The organism is Microbacterium helvum (assembly GCF_014779795.1).
GTDB lineage: Bacteria > Actinomycetota > Actinomycetes > Actinomycetales > Microbacteriaceae > Microbacterium > Microbacterium helvum.
Genome location: NZ_JACXZS010000017.1, coordinates 1 through 18,963, shown reverse-complemented (window position 1 = coordinate 18,963; position 18,963 = coordinate 1). Strand labels below are relative to the sequence as shown.

The 18,963-nt window shown below is 70.2% G+C and carries 21 protein-coding genes; 11 read left to right on the top strand and 10 right to left on the bottom strand.

The genetic code is table 11. The features are described from left to right. The first annotated feature begins 65 nt into the window (after window positions 1-65). The 6 genes from IF188_RS19310 to IF188_RS19285 all read left to right on the top strand — a co-directional run bounded on the left by IF188_RS19310 (window position 66) and on the right by IF188_RS19285 (window position 4,534). Window positions 66-545, top strand: coding sequence for a hypothetical protein (locus IF188_RS19310; protein ID WP_191173439.1), 480 nt, complete (start codon window positions 66-68; stop codon window positions 543-545). 52 nt (window positions 546-597) lie between these two features. Beyond that, window positions 598-2,061, top strand: coding sequence for a multicopper oxidase family protein (locus tag IF188_RS19305; RefSeq protein WP_191173438.1), 1,464 nt, complete (start codon window positions 598-600; stop codon window positions 2,059-2,061). A 99-nt stretch (window positions 2,062-2,160) separates the two neighbouring features. After that, window positions 2,161-2,451, top strand: coding sequence for a hypothetical protein (locus IF188_RS19300; RefSeq protein WP_191173437.1), 291 nt, complete (start codon window positions 2,161-2,163; stop codon window positions 2,449-2,451). A gap of 27 nt (window positions 2,452-2,478) precedes the next feature. Beyond that, window positions 2,479-2,889 (top strand): DUF2809 domain-containing protein, encoded by a 411-nt coding sequence (locus IF188_RS19295; RefSeq protein ID WP_224752171.1) that lies wholly within the window; start codon window positions 2,479-2,481, stop codon window positions 2,887-2,889. 245 nt (window positions 2,890-3,134) lie between these two features. Further along, window positions 3,135-3,419 carry a GIY-YIG nuclease family protein gene (locus tag IF188_RS19290; protein WP_191173436.1) on the top strand — a complete coding sequence of 95 codons (285 nt, stop codon included), beginning with the start codon at window positions 3,135-3,137 and terminating at the stop codon, window positions 3,417-3,419. A 221-nt stretch (window positions 3,420-3,640) separates the two neighbouring features. Continuing rightward, entirely contained in the window at window positions 3,641-4,534 is an 894-nt protein-coding gene (locus tag IF188_RS19285; protein ID WP_224752170.1) for a L,D-transpeptidase, read from the top strand. On the opposite strand, the gene IF188_RS19280 is transcribed toward IF188_RS19285, so the two are convergent. Together IF188_RS19280 and IF188_RS19275 are read right to left on the bottom strand one after the other, a co-directional pair. Further along, window positions 4,531-5,256 (bottom strand): NADPH-dependent F420 reductase, encoded by a 726-nt coding sequence (locus tag IF188_RS19280; protein WP_318152955.1) that lies wholly within the window; start codon window positions 5,254-5,256, stop codon window positions 4,531-4,533. The two genes, IF188_RS19285 and IF188_RS19280, sit on opposite strands and share 4 nt — an antisense overlap. 17 nt (window positions 5,257-5,273) lie before the next feature. Continuing rightward, window positions 5,274-6,323, bottom strand: coding sequence for an LLM class flavin-dependent oxidoreductase (locus IF188_RS19275; protein ID WP_191173434.1), 1,050 nt, complete (start codon window positions 6,321-6,323; stop codon window positions 5,274-5,276). Window positions 6,324-6,391: 68 nt separating this feature from the next. On the opposite strand from IF188_RS19275, the gene IF188_RS19270 reads away from it, so the two are divergent. Beyond that, window positions 6,392-7,396: an aldo/keto reductase gene (locus tag IF188_RS19270; RefSeq protein WP_191173433.1), complete on the top strand. Its 1,005-nt coding sequence runs from the start codon at window positions 6,392-6,394 to the stop codon at window positions 7,394-7,396. Window positions 7,397-7,521: 125 nt separating this feature from the next. Here IF188_RS19270 and IF188_RS19265 read toward each other — a convergent pair whose 3' ends face one another. Continuing rightward, complete coding sequence (locus IF188_RS19265) at window positions 7,522-9,408, bottom strand: pectate lyase family protein (protein ID WP_191173432.1); 1,887 nt, start codon at window positions 9,406-9,408, stop codon at window positions 7,522-7,524. A 122-nt stretch (window positions 9,409-9,530) separates the two neighbouring features. Beyond that, window positions 9,531-10,118 (bottom strand): GNAT family N-acetyltransferase, encoded by a 588-nt coding sequence (locus IF188_RS19260; RefSeq protein ID WP_191173431.1) that lies wholly within the window; start codon window positions 10,116-10,118, stop codon window positions 9,531-9,533. Between the two features lie 49 nt (window positions 10,119-10,167). Here IF188_RS19260 and IF188_RS19255 point away from each other — a divergent pair, with 49 nt between their 5' ends. The 3 genes from IF188_RS19255 (at window position 10,168) to IF188_RS19245 (ending at window position 12,053) form a co-directional block, all read left to right on the top strand. Then, window positions 10,168-10,962, top strand: coding sequence for a glycosyltransferase family 2 protein (locus tag IF188_RS19255; RefSeq protein WP_318152954.1), 795 nt, complete (start codon window positions 10,168-10,170; stop codon window positions 10,960-10,962). Between the two features lie 366 nt (window positions 10,963-11,328). Then, the gene (locus tag IF188_RS19250; protein ID WP_191173430.1) at window positions 11,329-11,760 is read left to right on the top strand and encodes an SRPBCC family protein; all 432 of its coding nucleotides are present in this window, start codon (window positions 11,329-11,331) and stop codon (window positions 11,758-11,760) included. Next, window positions 11,757-12,053 (top strand): DUF1905 domain-containing protein, encoded by a 297-nt coding sequence (locus tag IF188_RS19245; RefSeq protein ID WP_191173429.1) that lies wholly within the window; start codon window positions 11,757-11,759, stop codon window positions 12,051-12,053. The genes IF188_RS19250 and IF188_RS19245 overlap by 4 nt, the downstream gene beginning before the upstream one ends. A 7-nt stretch (window positions 12,054-12,060) precedes the next feature. On the opposite strand, the gene IF188_RS19240 is transcribed toward IF188_RS19245, so the two are convergent. Beyond that, complete coding sequence (locus tag IF188_RS19240; RefSeq protein WP_318152953.1) at window positions 12,061-13,161, bottom strand: Fic family protein; 1,101 nt, start codon at window positions 13,159-13,161, stop codon at window positions 12,061-12,063. A gap of 232 nt (window positions 13,162-13,393) precedes the next feature. Between IF188_RS19240 and IF188_RS19235 the strand changes: the two genes are divergently transcribed. Next, window positions 13,394-13,945 carry a hypothetical protein gene (locus IF188_RS19235; RefSeq protein WP_224752169.1) on the top strand — a complete coding sequence of 184 codons (552 nt, stop codon included), beginning with the start codon at window positions 13,394-13,396 and terminating at the stop codon, window positions 13,943-13,945. 27 nt (window positions 13,946-13,972) lie between these two features. On the opposite strand, the gene IF188_RS19230 is transcribed toward IF188_RS19235, so the two are convergent. The 5 genes from IF188_RS19230 to IF188_RS19210 form a co-directional block, all read right to left on the bottom strand. After that, window positions 13,973-15,247: a Fic family protein gene (locus IF188_RS19230; protein ID WP_191173426.1), complete on the bottom strand. Its 1,275-nt coding sequence runs from the start codon at window positions 15,245-15,247 to the stop codon at window positions 13,973-13,975. A 104-nt stretch (window positions 15,248-15,351) separates the two neighbouring features. Further along, window positions 15,352-16,923, bottom strand: coding sequence for an HNH endonuclease signature motif containing protein (locus tag IF188_RS19225; protein WP_191173425.1), 1,572 nt, complete (start codon window positions 16,921-16,923; stop codon window positions 15,352-15,354). A gap of 179 nt (window positions 16,924-17,102) precedes the next feature. Next, a complete protein-coding gene (locus IF188_RS19220; protein ID WP_191173424.1) occupies window positions 17,103-17,504 on the bottom strand; it encodes a DUF2510 domain-containing protein in 402 nt (133 codons plus the stop codon). A 386-nt stretch (window positions 17,505-17,890) separates the two neighbouring features. Next, window positions 17,891-18,232 (bottom strand): hypothetical protein, encoded by a 342-nt coding sequence (locus IF188_RS19215; RefSeq protein WP_318152952.1) that lies wholly within the window; start codon window positions 18,230-18,232, stop codon window positions 17,891-17,893. Window positions 18,233-18,366: 134 nt separating this feature from the next. Beyond that, entirely contained in the window at window positions 18,367-18,729 is a 363-nt protein-coding gene (locus IF188_RS19210) for a hypothetical protein (RefSeq protein WP_191173423.1), read from the bottom strand. Window positions 18,730-18,963: the final 234 nt, after the last annotated feature.

Here is an 18,963-nt window from a genome sequence, read left to right as displayed (position 1 = left end):
GCCGGGTGAGCGCTCTGGAATGTGTGCCGGTCGTACGACCGGCAGACATCTCTGGGGAGAATCACATGCGCATCACCTATCGCATCTTCGCGTTCGCCATCTGTGCGCTCGTCGCGCTGCAGGCGGCGTCGCACGCCTGGGCGTCGGCCGGGCTGGGCCTCTACATCGCCGAGGGCGGCGTCGTCGACGCGTCGGCTCAGGAGGGGCCGCCGCCGTTCCCCGAGGTCATGGGCTTCATGATCCACGGGATGAACGGGATGTTCGTGATCCCGACGCTGGCGATCCTGCTGTTCATCTTCTCGTTCTTCGTCAAGGCGCCCCGCGCGGTCGCGTTCGCGGGCGGCGTGCTCGCCCTCGTCGCGCTGCAGGTGACGCTGGGCCTGTTCGGCCACGGCATCCCGTTCCTCGGCTTCCTGCACGGCATCAACGCGCTGCTGCTGTTCACGACGGCGCTGCTGGCCGGCCTGAACGTCTCGAAGCGCCGCGTCGAGGCCGCGGCCGCGGAGTCGGTGTCGGCGCCGACTGCTGCCGGTGTTTCCGCCTAGAACGGCGCCTGCGTCGAGCCGGTGGGCGTGGTTCGCCCGCCGGCTCGCGGTCGTGGTGGCCGCCGTCGCGGTGGCGTTCGTGGGCTGGGCGTGGTGGGCGAGCGTGCTGCCGGGCTCGTATTCCGTCATGGACATGGGAACGCCCGACTTCGGGGGCGGTCCGGGCGCTGCGAGCCACACGCATGGCGGGCACGGCACGCAGCCGGTGGCTGCGGCGCCGATCGCGCCGAGCACCAGCCTCACCGCACTCACCGCCGACGCGGATCGCCCCGCCGATGTCCACGTGGAGCTCGTCGCCCGTGCCGAGCGCGTCACCCCTGAGGGCGGCGAGCCGTTCGACGCCTTCACGCTGAACGGGCAGACGCCGGGGCCGGCCGTCCGGGCGCGTCAGGGTCAGCTGGTCGAAGTGGTGCTGCGCAATGACGATGTTCCGGCCGGCGTCACCCTCCACTGGCACGGTGTCGACGTCCCGAATGCGATGGACGGCGTCGCCGGCGTCACGCAGGACGCGGTGCGTCCAGGCGAGAGCTTCACGTACCGCTTCGTCGCCGAGCAGGTGGGCACCTTCTGGTACCACTCGCACCAGGCGTCGCATCCGCAGGTGGTCGGCGGGCTGTTCGGCGCGCTGATCCTGGAACCCGCGGAGGGGATGGATGCCGCCGACGCTGTGGCCGCCGTGCACACCTATCCGGGCGGGCAGCGCACGATCAATGGGACCGTCGGCGACGTGCACCAGGCCGCCGCCCCCGGCGACATCGTGCGTGTGCGCCTCATCAACACCGACAGCACGCCGACCTCGGCGTGGGTGACGGGGTCGTCGTTCCGCGTGCGCGCGGTGGACGGCACAGAGCTCAACGCTCCGATGCCCGTCGACGGCAAGACCGTGCCGCTCACGGCCGGCGGCCGCGCCGACGTCGAGGTGAAGATCCCCGCCACCGGAGCCGTGCGCATCCAGGTGCCCGGCGCATCGCTCGTGCTCGGACCCGACAGGGCTGAGGCATCCGCTTCTCCCGCCCCGCGCGAGGCCGTCGACCTGCTGACCTACGGCGAGCCCGCCGATCCCGGGTTCGACCCGACGCATCCCGACCGGCGCTTCCGGTACGACATCGGGCGCCTGCCCGGCTTCCTCGACGGCGCGCCGGGGTACTGGTGGACGATCAACGGCGGCATCATGCCCGCCGTCCCGATGTACATGGTGAAGGAGGGGGACGTCGGGGTCATGACGATCACGAACAGCAGCGGCGAGGTGCATCCCATGCATCTGCACGGGCACCATCTGCTCGTGCTGTCGCGCGACGGCGCCGCGGCGTCGGGCAGTCCGTGGTGGGTGGACTCGCTGAACGTCGAGCACGGCGAGTCGTACGAGGTCGCGTTCGTGGCCGACAATCCGGGCATCTGGATGGATCACTGCCACAACCTGCCCCATGCGTCGGAGGGGCTCATGACGCATCTGGCATACGTCGGCGTGACGACGCCGTTCCGGCTGGGCAGGGACTCGGGCAACGACCCGGAATGAGCGGTCATGGCGCTGATCAGAAGACCTCTGACGTCGAGGACCGCCTCGTTCTATGGTTCGTTCTGACACGTCCTTACTGGGGGAAGTCGAGGTGTCCAAGTGACTGATGCAGCAAAACCGGGCTCGAACACGCTGGCACGAACGATCGGGGCAGAGGCGGTCTGGGTCGCGATCATCGCTGTCGCGGTGCTCGGCATCGTGTTCGTCGTCATGATGATGACGATCAAGAGTGCCGATATCCCCGGTGCGTACGGCGTGTTCGCGTGGGACGACTGGTTCGCTGCGTTCGACGAGCGCGGCCTCGAGTTCGTGTTCTCGCAGATGCCGCGGCCCGACGGCTCGGCGTCGAACGAGTTCCATCTCGAACCCGCGCACAGCACCGGCCGCTGACGCGGCGTGAGCATCTCCTCGGTCTCGATGGGCGAGACTGAGGGGATGCTCGCCCCCGCGATACGACGAAGGATGCCGGCGGCCGCGCTGCTGGCCGCGGTCGTGGTCGTCGGGCTCGTGGTTCACGCCGCGCTGCCCGACACCGCGGTGACGGACATCACGGGAGACGTGCTCTATGCAGCGGCGGCGTATCTCGCCGTCGTGCTGATCGCGCCAGGTCTGCCGCCGCTCGCCGTGGGCGGAATCGCCGCGGCGTGGTGTGTGGCCGTCGAGCTGTTTCAGCTGACCAGTCTGCCGTTGGCGTGGGGCGCGCGCTTCGCGCCCGTGATGCTGCTGCTCGGCACGGTCTTCGATCCGCGCGACATCGTGGTGTACGTCGTGACGATCGTCGTCCTCACCGGCGTGCATCTGGTGCGAGCCCGCTCGCGCCGCGCCTGACCCCCTCTGGTCGTTGAGCGAGCGGAGCGAGTCGAAACGCGGTGAGCCGCACTGCGGTCTCGGCCGTCCGCGTCGGTGCGCGCTCTCGAGGCAGGGTTGCGGCGTTTCGTCTTCGCTCGTTCCTCGCTCCGCTCAACGACCAGAGGGGTCGCCCGCTTCCTCCCCAACCGCGGCGCAGGGCTGAGGTGTCCACAAGCGAGACCGCCTCCGTCGGGAGGACGACTGACTGGGGCGAGCATGGCGGGATGGGCTTCGTCTACATCCTCCGCTGCGCAGACGGCACGTACTACGTCGGCAGCACGACAGACCTGAACCGGCGGCTCGCGCAGCACGAAGCGGGCATGGCATCGGCGTACACGCGGCGTCGACTGCCTGTCGAACTCGTCTGGTCGAATCAGTACGGCCGCATCGACGAGGCGTTCGCCTGGGAGAAGCAGATCCAAGGGTGGAGCCACGCCAAGCGCGAAGCGTTCATCGCCGGCGGAATCGACGCCGTCCGCGGCTGGCACAAACGTCGGAGGCAGGCATAGCTCGTCCGCCGGGTCGGGGCCTTTCGTCTGCGCTCCTTCGTCGCTTCGCGGGGCGACCAGGAGCTTGCTGGTCAGCTCCTTCGTCGCTTCGCGGGACGTCCAGTTCCTGGTCGTTGAGCGAGCGGAGCGAGTCGAAACGCGGTGAGCCGCGCTCAGGACTAAGCCACGTCGTAACTCCGCTCAACGACCTGGGGAAACCCGGTCGTGCGACCATGGAACGCATGGGGGAGCGACGCGTGTGGCTGTGGGTCGTCGGCGCGCTCGCCGCGGTGCTCGTCGTCGCCGGGGTTGGGGTCGCTCTGACGGCGGGGCGGCAGGGGCCGGCGGCATCCACTCACACTCCGACACAGACGACGGCGCCCACTCCCACACCCACCCCGACCCCCACCGCGGAAGGGTTCCCGGCGAACACGGCTGCCTACGACATCACCACGCTGCCGCAGGTGAACGTGTTCGCGGTGATCCCGGCGCTGCCGGTCGACGACGACCCGTTCACCATGCCGCTCGCCGAGAGCGCTGTCGCGCGGGGTGTCGGGGCACCGGTGTGGGCGTATCCGACGGGCGAGCCGGTGGCGTACGTGCCGCACGAGTACCCGTACGGCGGCACGGTGCTGCCGGTGATCGAGAAGCAGGAGCACTGGGTGAGGGTGCTGCTGACGGGGCGGCAGGCGGTGCCGTCGCAGGGTGATCCGGCCCAGATCACCGGCTGGCTGCGCGTCGCCGACGTCGACCTCGCCCCGCAGTCCACGGCCGTGGTCGTCAGCATCGCCGACCGCACGATCGACCTCGTCCATGCCGACGGCACTCGCGAGCGGGTCGCGACGGACTTCGCGTGGGGCACTGACCGCACGCCGACGCCGATGGGCCGCACGTTCGTGATGACGACGCGCACCGTGCCCGAGTACGCGTACACGCGCGGATACCCGATCGTGTACTGGGCGGTGCAGTCGCCGACGCTCGACGGGTTCGACGGCGCCGATGTCGCGCCTGCCGCCTTCCACTACCACGACAACCGCTCGGGCCCGATGTCGAACGGGTGCATCCGCGTCGATCCCGACGCGATCACGCAGCTGGCGACGCTCCCACCGGGAACCCCGGTGATGATCAACCCTTAGGGCTGCTGCCCCCGCGCCCGCGCGACCACGATGCCGCGCTGCGACGTCGCGAACCGGTCGAGCATGGCCCGCAGCTCATCGGCGTCGACGTCGGCGCCGAAGGCTTCGGCGCCGGGTTCGAGCATGATTCCCGCCGCGAGATCCCCGGCGATCACGGGATCGAAGCCGAGGTCGTCGACCAGACGGGCCACGACCGCGAGATCCCTCGGGTCGTCACCGGCGATGGCGATCGCCTTGCGAGCCGATGCCCCTGCCGGCCGGGCCTCTTCGTCGATGTCGTGGTAGCCCATGTGGTTGAAGGCTTTCACGACGCGCGAGTCGGGAAGGTGGCGCTGCACGATCTCGCTCGTCGAGGTGCGCGGGTCGTTGAGGTCGTCGCGCAGGCCGTCGACCTCCCACCAGTAGTTCATGGCGTCGATGACGAGCTTGCCGCGCAGTTCGCCGACGGGCAGCGTCTGGTGCTTGCCGAGGGGGAGTGCGAGCAGGACGGCATCCGCTTCGCGGGCGACGGTGGATGCTGCAGCCGCCGTCGCTCCGGGCGCGAGCACTTCGACGGTCAGAGCGATGCGCCCGGGATCGCCGGATCCGGCGACGAGCACGCGGTACCCGGCCGCCGCGGCGAGACGCGCGAGGATGGTGCCGACCTTGCCGGCGCCGAGGATGCCCAGCGTCCCGATGCGCTGACCGCCGGCATCCATCTCCTCCGCCGGCCGTGACTCCACGCCGGTCAGCGTACCGGTCACGCCGGGACCGCCGCTTTCTCGGCGAGCAGTTCGCGCACCATCGGCACGACCTTCGACCCGTACAGCTCGACGGAGCGCAGGCGTGCGCTCGCCGGGGTCGAGCCGGAGGTGTAGATCATGTCGAAGCGGCCGACGCCCAGCGCCTGCACCGCGGCCGCGATCTTGCGGGCGACGGTCTCGGGCGAGCCGACGTACATCGAGCCGGTGCGGACCTCCTGTTCGAAGTGGCCCCGGCTGAGGGGCGGCCAGCCGCGCTGCGCGCCGATGCGGTCGTGCATGACCTTGTAGCGCGGCCACACGATCTCGCGGGCCTCGTCGTCGGTGTCGGCGATGAAGCCCGGGGAGTGCATGCCGACGGGGTGCGGGGTGTTGCCGAACTGCTCGGACGCGCGACGGTACAGATCCACGTACGGGGCGAAGCGGCGCGGGTCGCCGCCGATGATCGCGAGCATGAGGGGGAGTCCGTACTTCGCGGTGCGCACGACGGACTGCGGTGAGCCGCCGACGCCGACCCAGGTGTTCAGGTGGCCGGACTCGGTCTTGGGGAAGACGTCGGCGTCCACCAGCGGCGCGCGGGTCGTGCCCTGCCAGGTCACCGGCTGCTCCTTCAGCAGTTCGGCGAACAGCTCGATCTTCTCTTCGAACAGCACGTCGTAGTCGGCGAGGTCGTAGCCGAAGAGCGGGAACGACTCGGTGAACGAACCACGGCCGAGGATCACTTCGGCACGTCCGTTCGACAGCGCGTCGACGGTCGCGAAGCGCTGGAACACGCGCACCGGGTCGTCCGAGCTCAGCACGGTGACCCCCGAGCCCAGGCGGATGCGGGAGGTCTTCGTGGCGATGCCGGCGAGCACGGTCTCGGGCGCCGAGATGGCGTACTCGGGGCGGTGGTGCTCGCCGACGAGGAACACGTCCACGCCCAGCTGGTCGGCCAGCACGGCCTCGTCGACGACCTGGCGGATCGCCGCGCCGTAGCTCAGCAGGGTGCCGTCGTCGCCTTCGGGGACGTCGCCGAAGGTGTCCAGTCCGAACTCGATGTCGCTCATGTCGTGGTCAACCCCGGCGTGACGGCATCCATTCCCTTGAATACAGCCGCGCGTGGGATGCTGGGATCATGCAGCAGCGCGCACTGGGCCGTACCGGCCGCACCGTCTCGGCGATCGGACTCGGAACCTGGCAGCTCGGCGCCGACTGGGGTGCGGTGACCGAGCAGGACGCGCAGGCGGTGCTGGCGGCATCCGTCGACCGCGGCGTGACGCTGTTCGACACTGCCGACGTGTACGGCGACGGGCGCAGCGAGTCGCTGATCGGCCGGTTCCTGGCCGGCCGGCCGGGTCATGGCGTCACGGTGGCGACCAAGATGGGCCGCCGCATGGCGCAGGAGCCCGAGAACTACACGCCCGAGAACTTCCGCGCGTGGACCGACCGGTCGCGGCGCAACCTCGGCGTCGACACGCTCGACCTCGTGCAGCTGCACTGCCCGCCGACCGCCGTGATCGAGTCCGACGCGACCTACGACGCGCTGGACGCGCTCGTCGCCGACGGGGCCATCGCCGCGTACGGCGTCTCGGTCGAGACGTGCGCGCAGGCGCTCGCCGCCATCGCGCGCCCGAACGTGACGAACGTGCAGATCATCTTCAACCCGTTCCGCCTGAAGCCGCTCGACGCCGTGCTGCCGGCCGCGGCCGAGGCGGGCGTCGCGATCTTCGCGCGCGTGCCGCTCGCGTCGGGGCTGCTGTCGGGCCGCTATACCGCGCAGACGACGTTCGCCGAGAACGACCACCGCACGTACAACCGGCACGGCGAGGCGTTCGACCGGGGCGAGACGTTCTCGGGCGTCGACTTCTCCGCCGGTCTGGCGGCGGCCGGCGAGCTGGCGGCCGCGCTGCCGGAGGGTGTCTCGCTGCCCGCGGCGACGCTGGCGTGGATCGCGTCGCAGACGGGGGTCACGAGCGTCATCCCCGGGGCGCGCAACGTCGGCCAGGCCGAGTCGAACGCGGCGGCGGCCGCCCTGCTCGCGGGCGAGGGCGGGTCGGACTTCGACACGGACGCGTTCGACAGCGTCGTGCGCGAGGTCTACGACCGCGACCTGCGGGCGGCGATCCACCCGCTCTGGTGAGGTGCTTCCTGGTCGTTGAGCGGAGCGAGGAACGAGCGAAGACGAAACGCGCCTGACCTCGCGAGAAGTCAGGCGCGTTTCGTCTGCGGGCGCCAGAGCGCCCTTCGCTCAACGACCGGGGGTCGTTACGGCGCCGGGTAGCCCACCACGAACTGCGGCGTGCCGGTGTTGGAGTTGTCGGCCTGGCCGCCGACCCCGTTGACGACGTGCTGCACAGTGCCGGCCGAGAGGTTGACCGTCATGATGTGGTGCAGCTGCACGCCCGGCGTCTGGGGCGCCTCGAACCCGTTGGCGGTGAGGATCGACGGGTTGTTCTGGTTGAACACGTACACGCCCGCGCCGTCGAGGCGGTGCGTCGTGACGCCGTCGGCGACCTTGTAGCCGGGGTAGCCGAGCGTGCCGTTCGGCTGGGTCCAGTCGGCCTGCGTGGGCGGGTCGTAGGGCAGCTCGTTCTGGTACAGGATCACGCGGCCGTTGTCGCCGTTCCACAGCGTGTTGTACTGCTGGAAGTGCTCGACGAACAGGCCGGTCGCCGTCACGCCGTCGCCGTTGACGATGACGCCGTTGGTGCCGGTGTTGGTCGCCCAGCGCTGGTTGTCGCCGTTCACGCCGTCGTTCGGGTCGAAGCCCTCGACGCCGTGGTCGCCGCGCCACACCCAGATGTGGTCGATCAGCACGTCGTCGGCGTTGACCTCGAGCGCGGTCGTGGCCTTGCCGATGTGGGGGCCTCCGACGCGGAAGTACACGTCGCTGAGGGTGATCGGGTTGTCGGCGTCGAGCACCTTGTCGCTGTCGGCCGCGCCGACGCGCAGCAGCGCGGGCGACAGCTTGGTGCCGGCGTCGATCGTGATGCCGGCGACGACGATGCCGTCGTTGTCCTTGACTTCCAGCGGAACCGCGCCGCCCACGGCCGTGAGCGTCGCGTGGCCGAGGCCGAGCACGACGGTGCCTGGGCGCTTGACCTGGATGGTCTTGGCGATGTCGTACACGCCGGGCGTGAGGATCAGGTTCTGCCCGCGAGAGAGCGCGTTGTTGATCTCCTGCACCGAGTCGCCGGGCTTGGCGATGAAGAAGTCGGTGATCGGGATGCTGCGGCCCGCGGTCTCGCCGTCGGCCCAGCTGACTCCGCTGGTGTCGCGCTGCGCGTCGGGTACGCGGACGTTGTAGCGGCCGTCGGCGTCGACGTACAGGTACGGCTTCTCACGGCTGATCGGGGTCTGGTCGATCGTCGTATAGGGCGGGTTCGGGAATCCCGCGTCGTCCGGTGCGCCGACGACGCCCGAGAACACCTGGTTCCACACGCCGTTCGACCAGCCGCCGACCTCGGTGTTGCGCGTGAGCCACTGCTGCTGCGAGCCGCTCACGACGTACGGCAGCTTCGAGTCGGCGATGAACCCGCCGCTGGCGTACTGGGGTCCGGCGGTGCAGTAGTCCATGAGCGACACGTTGGCGCCGGTGATGTCGAGTCGGCGCATCGACACCGCCTGCGACACCGCCCAGAAGTTGGCGCTCTGGCGGCAGCCGTCCTGCCCGGCCTTGGCGACGGCGACGTGCAGGTTCGAGATCGTGCGCCAGAAGTTGACGAGCGCGAGGCAGTTGCCCGTGCCGCCGTCGGCGAGGCACCGGTTGTAGACCTCGAGCCCGCCGTTGACGGTGACGTCGTCGGGCGAGGCTCCGAGGCCGGCGATCTCGGTGTAGTAGCCGACCTTGACCTGCAGGGGGTCGGCGGCGGTGCCGTACTGCCCGGGCAGGAAGTAGACCGCCTTGCGGGTCGTGCTCATCTCGGCGTCGACCTGCTGCGCGTGCAGCGCGTCGAGCTCGGCCCGGATCTGCGCGACGGGGGTGTCGGGGCTGTAGATCGTGACGTTCGGCCCGAAGTCCGGGTGGAACGGGTCGACCGTGCGCGGGGGCGCCGCGACGGCCGGAGTGGCGAGCAGGGCGCTCGCGATGAGCGCGGCTCCTGTCGCGACGGCGCCGAATCGTACGACGCGGCGGTGAACGGGGGTGGGCATGGGAAGTCCTCTCCGTCGAGGTCGGGGCGGCTGCAGTGCCGCTTACTTACCGGACTGTAACCAAACGCGGGAGCGGTCTCAAGCATTGTTTCCGAGAGAGCGTTTGCCGCCCGGTGCGGCGTTCAGAATTCGCGGCGCATGACGACGCGACGCGTGGTCGGATGCGTCACCTCGTGGAATCCGGCCGCGAGGAACGGCCCGACCGGGCCGACGCTGAGCTCGTCCCAGATCACCTTGCGGCCGCCGGTGAGCATCGGATACCCCTCGACCGCCGAGGCGCCGCGGTCGCGCGCGTACTCCGTCGCTGCGGCGACGAGCGGGTAGGTCAGCCCCTGGCCGCGGTGTCCCTTGCGCACGACGACGCAGGCGATCGCCCACACCGACGCGTCGTCGGGGTCTTCATCGCGCCCCTGCCACGGCACGGGTGAGCCGCGCAGCCGGCCGTAGACGCCGCGGCGATCGACGGCGCACCAGGCGACGGGCTCGTCCCCGTCGTAGCCGACGATGCCGATGGTCTCGGTCGCGCGGCGGTCGCCGCAGTGGGTCTCGGCCCGCAGGATCGCGGCGCGTTCCGACTCGGGCATATGCCACCAGTCGTGGTCGCCGAGCCGTTGGCGCTGGCATTGGCAGCGCTTCGCGGCGCCCGTGAGGATCGCCTGCAGGTCGTCCCACGGCGCTTCGTTGGCGGCGACGAAGCGAAGCCCGTCCATGTCGGCAGGGTATCGCCGACCCCCGACGACGCGGGAGTAGGGTGTGCCTGTGCCCCTCGCTCCCCGCGTCGCCGTGGTCATTCCGTGCCGGAACGATGCGGTGTACCTGGAGGCATGCCTGGCTGCTCTCGCCGCGCAGACGCATCCTGCGGACGAGGTGATCGTCGTCGACAACGCCAGCAGCGATGACTCGGCAGCTGTTGCCCGGCGCTTCGGGGCGACAGTCCTGCGCGAAGACGAAGTGGGGATCTGGCCTGCTGCGGCGCGCGGCTATGACGCGGCGCTTGAAGGGGCCGACATCATCGCGCGGCTGGATGCCGACTCGCGCCCGCACCCGGACTGGGTCGCGCGGCTCGTGCGTGCGTTCGTGGCGGATCCGACGCTGGGCGTGCTGACAGGCGGTGCGGAGTTCTACGGCGGTTCGCCGCTGCAGAACTACCTCGGCGAGCGGTGGTACATCGGCGGCGGGCACTACTGGATCCGCAAGTGGCTCGGCATCCCGCTCGTGTTCGGGTCGAACTTCGCGATGCGCACGCGCGTGTGGGAGCGGGTGCGCGATCAGGTCGACCGGGGCAATGCCCGCATCCATGACGACCTCGACCTCACGATCCGGCTGCGCTCGTCGGACGGCGTGCGGTACGACCCGCAGCTGCGCATGCCGGTCTCGGCGCGGCCGGTGCAGACGCTCGGCGGGTTGTCGCGGCGCGTGTTCAAGGTGGCCTCGACGTTCGCCGCCAGCTGGCCCGAGGGTGCCGCGTGGCGCCGCGCCGAGCTCGAGGGCCGCCTGCGCGACGAGCCCGATGCCGACGGCGAGTGGGCGCCGGAGCTGTCTCCCGGGAGCTGACGACCGCTCGGTCGTTGAGCGAGCGGAGCGAGTCGAAACGCGGTGAGCCGCCCGTCGGACCCGGCCACGTCCGCGACGGCGCGGAGTCTCGAGGGCGGCTTGCGACGTTTCGTCTTCGCTCCTTCGTCGCTCCGCTCAACGAGCGGGAGCCACCCCCTGGTCGTTGAGCGAGCGGAGCGAGTCGAAACGCGGTGAGCCGCCCGTCGGACCCGGCCACGTCGGCGACTGCGCGGAGTCTCGAGGGCGGCTTGCGACGTGTCGTCTTCGCTCGTTCCTCGCTCCGCGGGGCGACCGGGGGTGTCGTTCCTCGCTCCGCTCAACGACCGGGGTGGAGTACGTGTCGGCGGGCGGGCGTACGGTGGCGGTATGCATGAGCTGACCGAAGAGGCGCTGGTGGCGGCATCCATCGACGAGGTCTGGCGCGACCTCACCCGGGCCGCTCCGCTCGCGGAGTGGTTCTGGCCGCCGCGCATGCAGACGACGGCGCTCGTCGAGCTGCGTGAGCTGGGGCGCTGGCAGGTGCGGTCCGAGCCCGCCGACCTGGCGGTCGAGGCGACCGTGCTCGCCGTGGACGCCCCGGGTTCGCTGCGGCTCGAGTGGCGCTGGGCGGGGGAGGATGCCGCGACCGACGTGGGCATCGCGCTCGAACCCGCGGCCGACGGGGCGACCCGCGTCATCGTGCGGCATGCGGGCTTCACGACGGCGGAAGAGCGTGAACGGCATGTCGAGGGCTGGTCGGACTGCCTGCAGCGGCTGGTCGACCGGCATGACGGTGCGCCCGGGGAGCGGCTGCGGTGATCGTCGAGTTCGACGGCGACGTGTTCCAGTGGGCGGCCCGTGATGACGCGGCGTGGTTCTTCACCGCCGTGCCGCAAGAGCTGAGCGCTGGGATCCGCGAGATTCCGCGGCCGTACCGCGGGTTCGGGTCGGTGCGCGTGCGGGCGCGGGTCGGCGGCAGCGAGTGGCGCACGTCGATCTTCCCGAGCTCCTCGGGCGAGTACGTGCTGCCACTCAAGAAGGCGGTGCGCACGGCCGAGCGGCTGGTCGACGGCGGTCCGGTCTCGGTGCGGCTCGAGGTGCTCGACGGCTGATCGAGGCTCAGCCGTCGCGCAGCATCCGACCTTGGATGCGGCGATCGAGTTCGTCGAGTTCGCCGAGCACGTCGCCGGCCGCCCAGACGCGGTCGCGTTTGCGGCCTGTCACCTCGGCCAGGATGCCGGCATCCACGAGGCGGTCGAGGGCGGCGTACGTGGCAGCGGGGGTCGCGTCGACTCGTGCGGACGCCTGCTCTCCTGACAGGACCGGTTCGTCGAGCAGCGCCTCGAGCAGTCGGTCTGTGACGGACCCCCGAGGAGTGTCGATGATGGCGCGCCATTCGCCGGGCAGTTCGGTCAGCACCCGCATCGAAGCGCGGGACTCGACGGCCGCGGCGCCGGCGGCGCGTGCGATCAGCGCAACGATCAGCGAGGGGTCGCCGGAACGGTACGTCATGAGAGCGGCGAAGTATTCGTCGCGGACGGCGAGCAAGCCGCTTGCCAGGGGCATCACGCCGGTCTGGGCTACCCCACGCCTGCGCAGCAGAGCGCTCACGAGCGCGCGTCCGAGGCGGCCGTTGCCGTCGGTGAAGGGATGTATCGACTCGAACTGGGCGTGGGCGATCGCCAGCTGAACGAACACGGGAACGTCGTCACGGTTCGCCCAGGCGAGAAGGTCGCGCATCAGGGCCTCGACCATCTCGGGTGGCGGCGGGACGTACAGGGCATCCCGTGGGCTGTGATCGCTGCCGCCGATCCAGTTCTGCATGTCACGCCATCGACCCGCATACGCTGCCTCGTAGGCGTCGTCGCGCATGAGTGTGCGGTGCGCTGAGAGCAGGTCTTCGAGTGTGATCGCGTGCGAGTCTCCGACTGTCTCGACGAGGCCATGAAGCGCGGTGGATGCGGCGACCATGCTGGTCGCGCTGGTGTTGGCTCTGCTTCCGGCGATGGCCCGCGCGAAGTCGGTCGCGGAGGCGCTCACCCGTTCGATCTTCGAGGATGCGACCGACTCGGTGCGCAGCATGAACCGCGGGAGTGCGCGTGACTGGACTCGCAGCTCGCCGTCTGTCGCGGCGGACTCGATGAGCGCTCGTTCAGCGAGTCCTGCGATGGCGGTGGGCGGAGAGAAGCTGAGCTCGGCGATGCGAGGGGGAATCGACACGGCGACGGCGCGCAGCGTCCGATCCGCCCGGCTGCCGCTGCGGATCGACTGGCGCCAATCCCGTATCTCAGTCCGGTGCGCCGGCCAGGTGTGATCGTGTGAAATAGCACGGATCATTAATTCAGTTTAACTCTGATTTGTGAAATAAGAATCTTAATCCTCGCGTGCGCTCAGCCCGCACGGATTCCGGTAGGTTTGCGCTCGATCGACAGTCATTCTGCTGGGGAGCATGATGTCAGATTCGAGCGATCTCTCTGGGGAGAGGGATGCCGCAGCCCGGCCTTCGTCCGACGGCCCGGACGCGGCTCCGAAGAGCCGTGCCGAGCTGCGTGCGGCGCGGGAGCGTCAGCGTGCGGCTGAACTGCCCGACCGGCGGCCGGCGCCCGACCAGCCCCCGGCGCCCGACCAGCCCCCGGCGCCGATCGCGTACCGGCCGGTGTCGAGTTCGTACGTGGGCGAACTGGGGCGGCCGCTGCCCGAGCCGACGGCGCGCAACGTGCCGGCGCGGATCGCGCTGGTGCTGATCCCGCTGGCGGCGCTCGGCGGGGCGTCGGTGGTGCTGTGGTGGGCGCAGGCTGCGCCGACCGTCGCGGGTGTCGTCGCGCTGGTGAGTCTGACGCTGGCGGTCGCGGCGTTCTTCCTCGCGATCGGCGGGCTGGTCGTCGCGGTGCAGCGTCCGACGAAGAAGACGGCGTCGGCGGTGGCGCTCGTCCTGGCGCTCGCGCTCGTGGTGTGGCTCGGCGTGCTGACGGTCACGCAGGCGCTGGACGTGATCGCCGGCTGACCGCGCTCGCCCGCGTCAGCAGGCGCGCTATCGCAGCCGTCCGACGTGGGCCGGGTCGGGCACTGCCGGTCCGCCGGTGGGGCGGCGGTGGTCGGTGTCTCCGCCGCCGACGCGGTTGCTGCGCTCGGTGAGGGTGACGAGAGCGAGGTGGCGGTCGGCGGTCCAGCAGATGAGGCGACCGCGCTGGTCTTTCGTGCGGCTGAGGACGCCGGCATCCACCAACTCGGTCAGGGCGCGGTGCGCGGCGACGGTCGAGACGCCGTGCTTGTGTGCGACCGACTCGATGGTGGGCACCGGGTCGGATGCGAGGGTGGCGAGGATGCGCAGCACGACCGCGTCGCGGCGGGGTGTGGCCGGCGAGAGTCCGCGGCTGCGGCGGTAGGCGATCAGCTCGTCGAGCGTCTGCTCGTCGAGACGGGCGACGTCGGCGGCGAGCTGCACGGCGTTCGCGGCGGCGCGTTCGGTTGCCTGTGCGAAGCCGATGATCCAGTCGTCGAGGTGTGGCGGGTCGGCGCGGAACGCGGTGAGGCCGGCGAGGTAGGCGTCGGTGTCGCCCGCGAAGACGGTGCTGATGGGGATGAGGATGCCGCGCAGGGCGTCCGCGCGGTGCAGCACGGTGTGGATGAGCGCGCGGCCGGTGCGGCCGTTGCCGTCGATGAACGGGTGGATCGTCTCGAACTGGGCGTGGGCGATGGCGGCGCGGACGACCGGGTTGCCGCTCGTCTCGGTGACGAACGCGGCGAGGTCGTCGACGAGCCGGGGCACCTCGGATTCGGGCGGCGGGATGAAGTCGGCGCGCAGGGGGCTCCAGCCGGGTCCGCCGACCCAGTTCTGTTCGGTGCGCAGGCCCGGTGGAAGGTTCGGCTCGATGACGTGTTGCAGGGTGACGATGTCGGCCGTGGTGACGGGCCGGTCGCGGTCGGCGAGGGCGGCGATCGCGGCCTCGGTGGCGCGGACGTTGCCCACGACGTCGAGGGCGACGCGACTGCCGGTGTCGAGCGTCTCGGCGATGGCGAGGCGCTTCGGGGTGATGCGGTTGCCTTCGATCCAGGACGACGAGATGCTCTCGGAACGGATCAGCAGGTGGTTGAGGTACGCGCCGTGCGCGCCGATGCGTTCGTCGGCGCGGGCGAGCACCGCGAGGGCGTCTTCGGCGGCACCCTGCGCTTCCGGTCCGATCGCGGGCAGCGTGCGGCCGAGCTCGTCGGGCACGAAGGCGCGGTACCGCCCTGCCGCGCGGTCGCGCCGGCCGAGGTGGGTGCTGTCGTGGGCATCCCACAGGCGTTCGACGAAGGTGGGCACGATGCACCTCCTAGCGTTGGCGCGGACGGAGCTTGATTAACTTTAACGATAGTAGCGTTAATATGCCCCGGGATCGGCCGACGGCTGGATCCGTCCGATGTTCGTCAGAACGGTGCGGGTTCGACCGGGACGGTGAGGTGCGTGGGCGTGACCCACCATCGAGCCCCGGTGGTCTCGTCGCGGTAGAGCATCATCTTGCTCTTCGTCTTGACGACGTGATGCCCACGACAGAGCGGTGCCAGGTTGGTGTCCGAGGTGGTGCCGCCGTACTGCCAGTCGAGGCGGTGGTCGATGTCGCAATCCTGCGCGAGGCGCGTGCAGCCGGGACTGATGCACATCGGATCTCGCACGCCGAGCCAGCGTCTGAGCGCTTTCGGCACGCGATAGGTGGTGCGATCGACATCGAGCACGGTGCCGGTCACGGGGTGGGTCAGTATTCGAACCCAGCTGGATGCCTCGCCCGCGAGCCGTCGCGCAGTGTCGGTGTCGATCGGCCCGTAGCCGTCCAGAGTGGCCGGCTCATCGCTGTGGCCGAGCAGCGTCATCACGGGAACCGTGATCGCGACCGATGCGCGATCACGGCGGCGCCGGGTCGGTTCGGAGCGGGGCGCGTCTGTGGTGGAGTGTCCGCACGTCGGGCAGGAGTGGATGCCGGCATCCGAGGCGATGGGGGAGTCCGACGCGGAGTCGGCTTCCGGAATCGCGACCTCGTCTGACTCGGCCTCGGCCGTGCCCGAATCGGCGACGGCAGCATCCACTCGTCCGGCACGAACGCCCGCGGCCTCGTCGTCGCCGTCGAGCAGCAGGTCCATCGCGACGTCGGCGCGCAGCTGGGCGAGCGTGCGCTGTTCGCCGGGCTGCGCCTGCAGGTGCCGGGCCTGTGCGTCGATGCGACGGTACGACTGGTGGAGCTCGACGGCGGTGTTGAACACGCTGAGCGTCGCCATGCCGTCGGGGTCGCCCGAGAGCCAGATGGTGCGGTCGGCCTTGGCGCGTTCGTGGCGCACGTCGATGTGCTCGGGGTGCACGCGTTCGCGCGCGATGCGGGCGCGCAGCCGGAACCGTCCCGGCGACTGGGTGCGCGCGGCTCGTTCGATGGCGTCGTCGAAGGCCGCCCAGCTCTCGCGGGAGCGGGCGGGCAGGCTCGCGGCATGCTGTGCGGCCGTGGTGACGTTCTGCTCGGGCACGGCACCCGAGCAGAACGCGGCCCACGTGCGCGGGCAGCGTTCGCGCAGCGTGTCGGCGTCGTGGGCGCGGCGGCGGATCATCGCCTCCGACAACCCGAGCCGCACCGACAGATCCAGGATCGCGGCGCGCTCGGCGACATCGCGACGTTCGGCGCGCACCTGCGCGGGGGAGCGGTCCTGCGGATCGCGCCACAGCGGATCGAGCGTGGGGTCGGGTCCGGTCCACGGATCGGGGCAGGCTGCGGCATCCCTCACGACAGTCGCGATCGCGGCGTACTGCTCGGCGACCAGCATGCGCGCCCGGATGGTGATGCCCTCGAGCGCGACGGCCGCGACCGTGTGCGCCTCGCCGCTCGACTGCAGGGCGAACAGCGCGTCATCGGGATGCGTGGGGTCGGAATCGTCCCACGGGTCGGGCTCGTACATCCAGTCCAGTGAGTGCTCGGCGCGCGCCTCGAGGTCGCCCTCGGGGTGCGTCGATTCGCTCATGACTCGACCCTACCAGAACGCGCCCGAACTTAGAAGAGAAATACGAGCCTTATCCCGCGAGAAGCCGCGAAAAATCAGCCTGACACGATGTCGGACCTACTCGCTAGACTTGCCTCCGGCATCCAATTCCGTTCCAAGATTAGAACATAAAGACGATCGATCACTCTCGCCCCGACGGCCTAGAAGAGCAGCAAGATCAGCAGCACGCTGCTCGCGACGAGGGCGAACACCGCCGGCCCCTTGGCGGTCGGTCGGCGCACCGCGATGACGGTGGCGATGACGCCGAGCACGACCGCCGAGATGCACAGCAGCCACGACAGCACGCCGCCGAGCATGATCAGCCACTGATACGACGTCAGTCCCGCCGACGCCGCGTAGAACCCGAGCACGAACCAGGCCGACCCCAGCAGCAGCTGCACCGCGATCAGGGTCAGCGAGGCGATCGCCGGCCCGTTGCGCGCCGGCCGCACGTGCTCGGTCCACTGCGCGCCGTCCCACCAACGCGTCTGCCCGGCGGGATCCCGCAGCCACCCCGCTGGTGGCAGCGACCGCGCAGGGTCCGCGTCGTCGTCCGTCGCCATCAGAACCTCCCACCGCTCTGTGAAGAGCCGAATGGATGCTGCCGCCCGACGCCTCAGCGCGGTCGCGGTGCTCGCACGAAAGAGTAGCCCCCACGGTTCCGACCCGGCATGTGACCAAGATATGCGGTCATTCGACCAAGGAATATGGTCATTTGACCTAATACGCGTCCAGGCTCGTCAGGAGCGCGCGCAGCTGGGCTGCGTGAACAGGCACCTGCCGGCGGCAGCGCCCGCGCCGGGCCCGCGCCGTCATCTGTCGTCACCAGAACCCCCACAGTCCTCGAACGGCCGAATGGATGCCGGCGGCCGCTGCCTCGGTGCGGCCCACAGCAGCGGGGTCGAGGCCGCGCATCCTCCGTTGCGCGGCGGGTGCGTTCAGCGCGGGATCAGCCGCGATCGATGCCGAAAGTGTGCTTCACCAGCGCCTGCACGTCGCGGTCGAGGTTGTCGATGCGGGTGTTCACCGCCTCGAATCGAGCATCGACCGCCTCGAAGCGGGCGCTCATCTCGCCTCGCAGGCCGTTGACTTCGCCTTGCAGCTTGTCGATCTTGCCGCCCAGGTCCCCGCGCAGGCTGTCGATCTGACCGCCCACCTCGCCACGGAGCCCGTGGATGGCCGAGGTGGTGGAGCGGTTGGTGAGGGTGACGATGATCGTGGTCCCGCCGAGCATGACGGTTGTCAGCGCGGCGATGTAGAGCCAGTTGTCGGCGTTCATCAGGTCGCTCACCCTCTCATTGTGCGGCGGATGCCCCGATCCTGCCAGTGATCTGGACGGGCGGACTCGTCACGCGTAGGACCTGTGGAAGACCTGGCAGCCCACGGGCCCTGTGGAGGAGGGATGCTGGCGGTCAATGAATGCCGTCAGTACCGGGCGCCGTACTCCCACACCGAGACCGCGAGCCAATAGCCCATCCACAGCACGCCCAGTGATGACAGCACGAGCGCGGTCACGGCCTCGGCCTTGCGGGCGCGGCGACGCACCGCGATGACCATGCCCCAGATCGCGAACCCGAGCGCGACGACCGCCACGATCCGGCTGATGACATCGAGTGCGATGAAGATGGTCGACGCACTGTCGTCGCCGTCCAGAAGGACGTAGGCCGCGACGACACCGGCGATGACGAGCCCGATCCCCACGAGTACGTTGATCCCGAACAGTACGAGGGATGCCCGCGCCGGCACGTTCCGCGGGGCGACGGCGTCCGTCGTCGATCCCGCCTGCATGTCGTCGTGTGGATTCAAGGGTGTTGACGTCCGAAGGTGTGCCTGACCAGCGCTTGGACGTCGCGGTCGAGCACCGATCGGGCTCTGATACGGACGTGTGGATAAGCGGCTCTTCGGACATCCGGTGGGGTCATGGAGTGAGGCCACCGGCGGCGAGGAGCATGCGGAGTCGGTAGTTGTGCCGGTTGCGGTAGCCGCGGGCGAGGCGACGGTGGAGCTCGATGATCCCGTTGA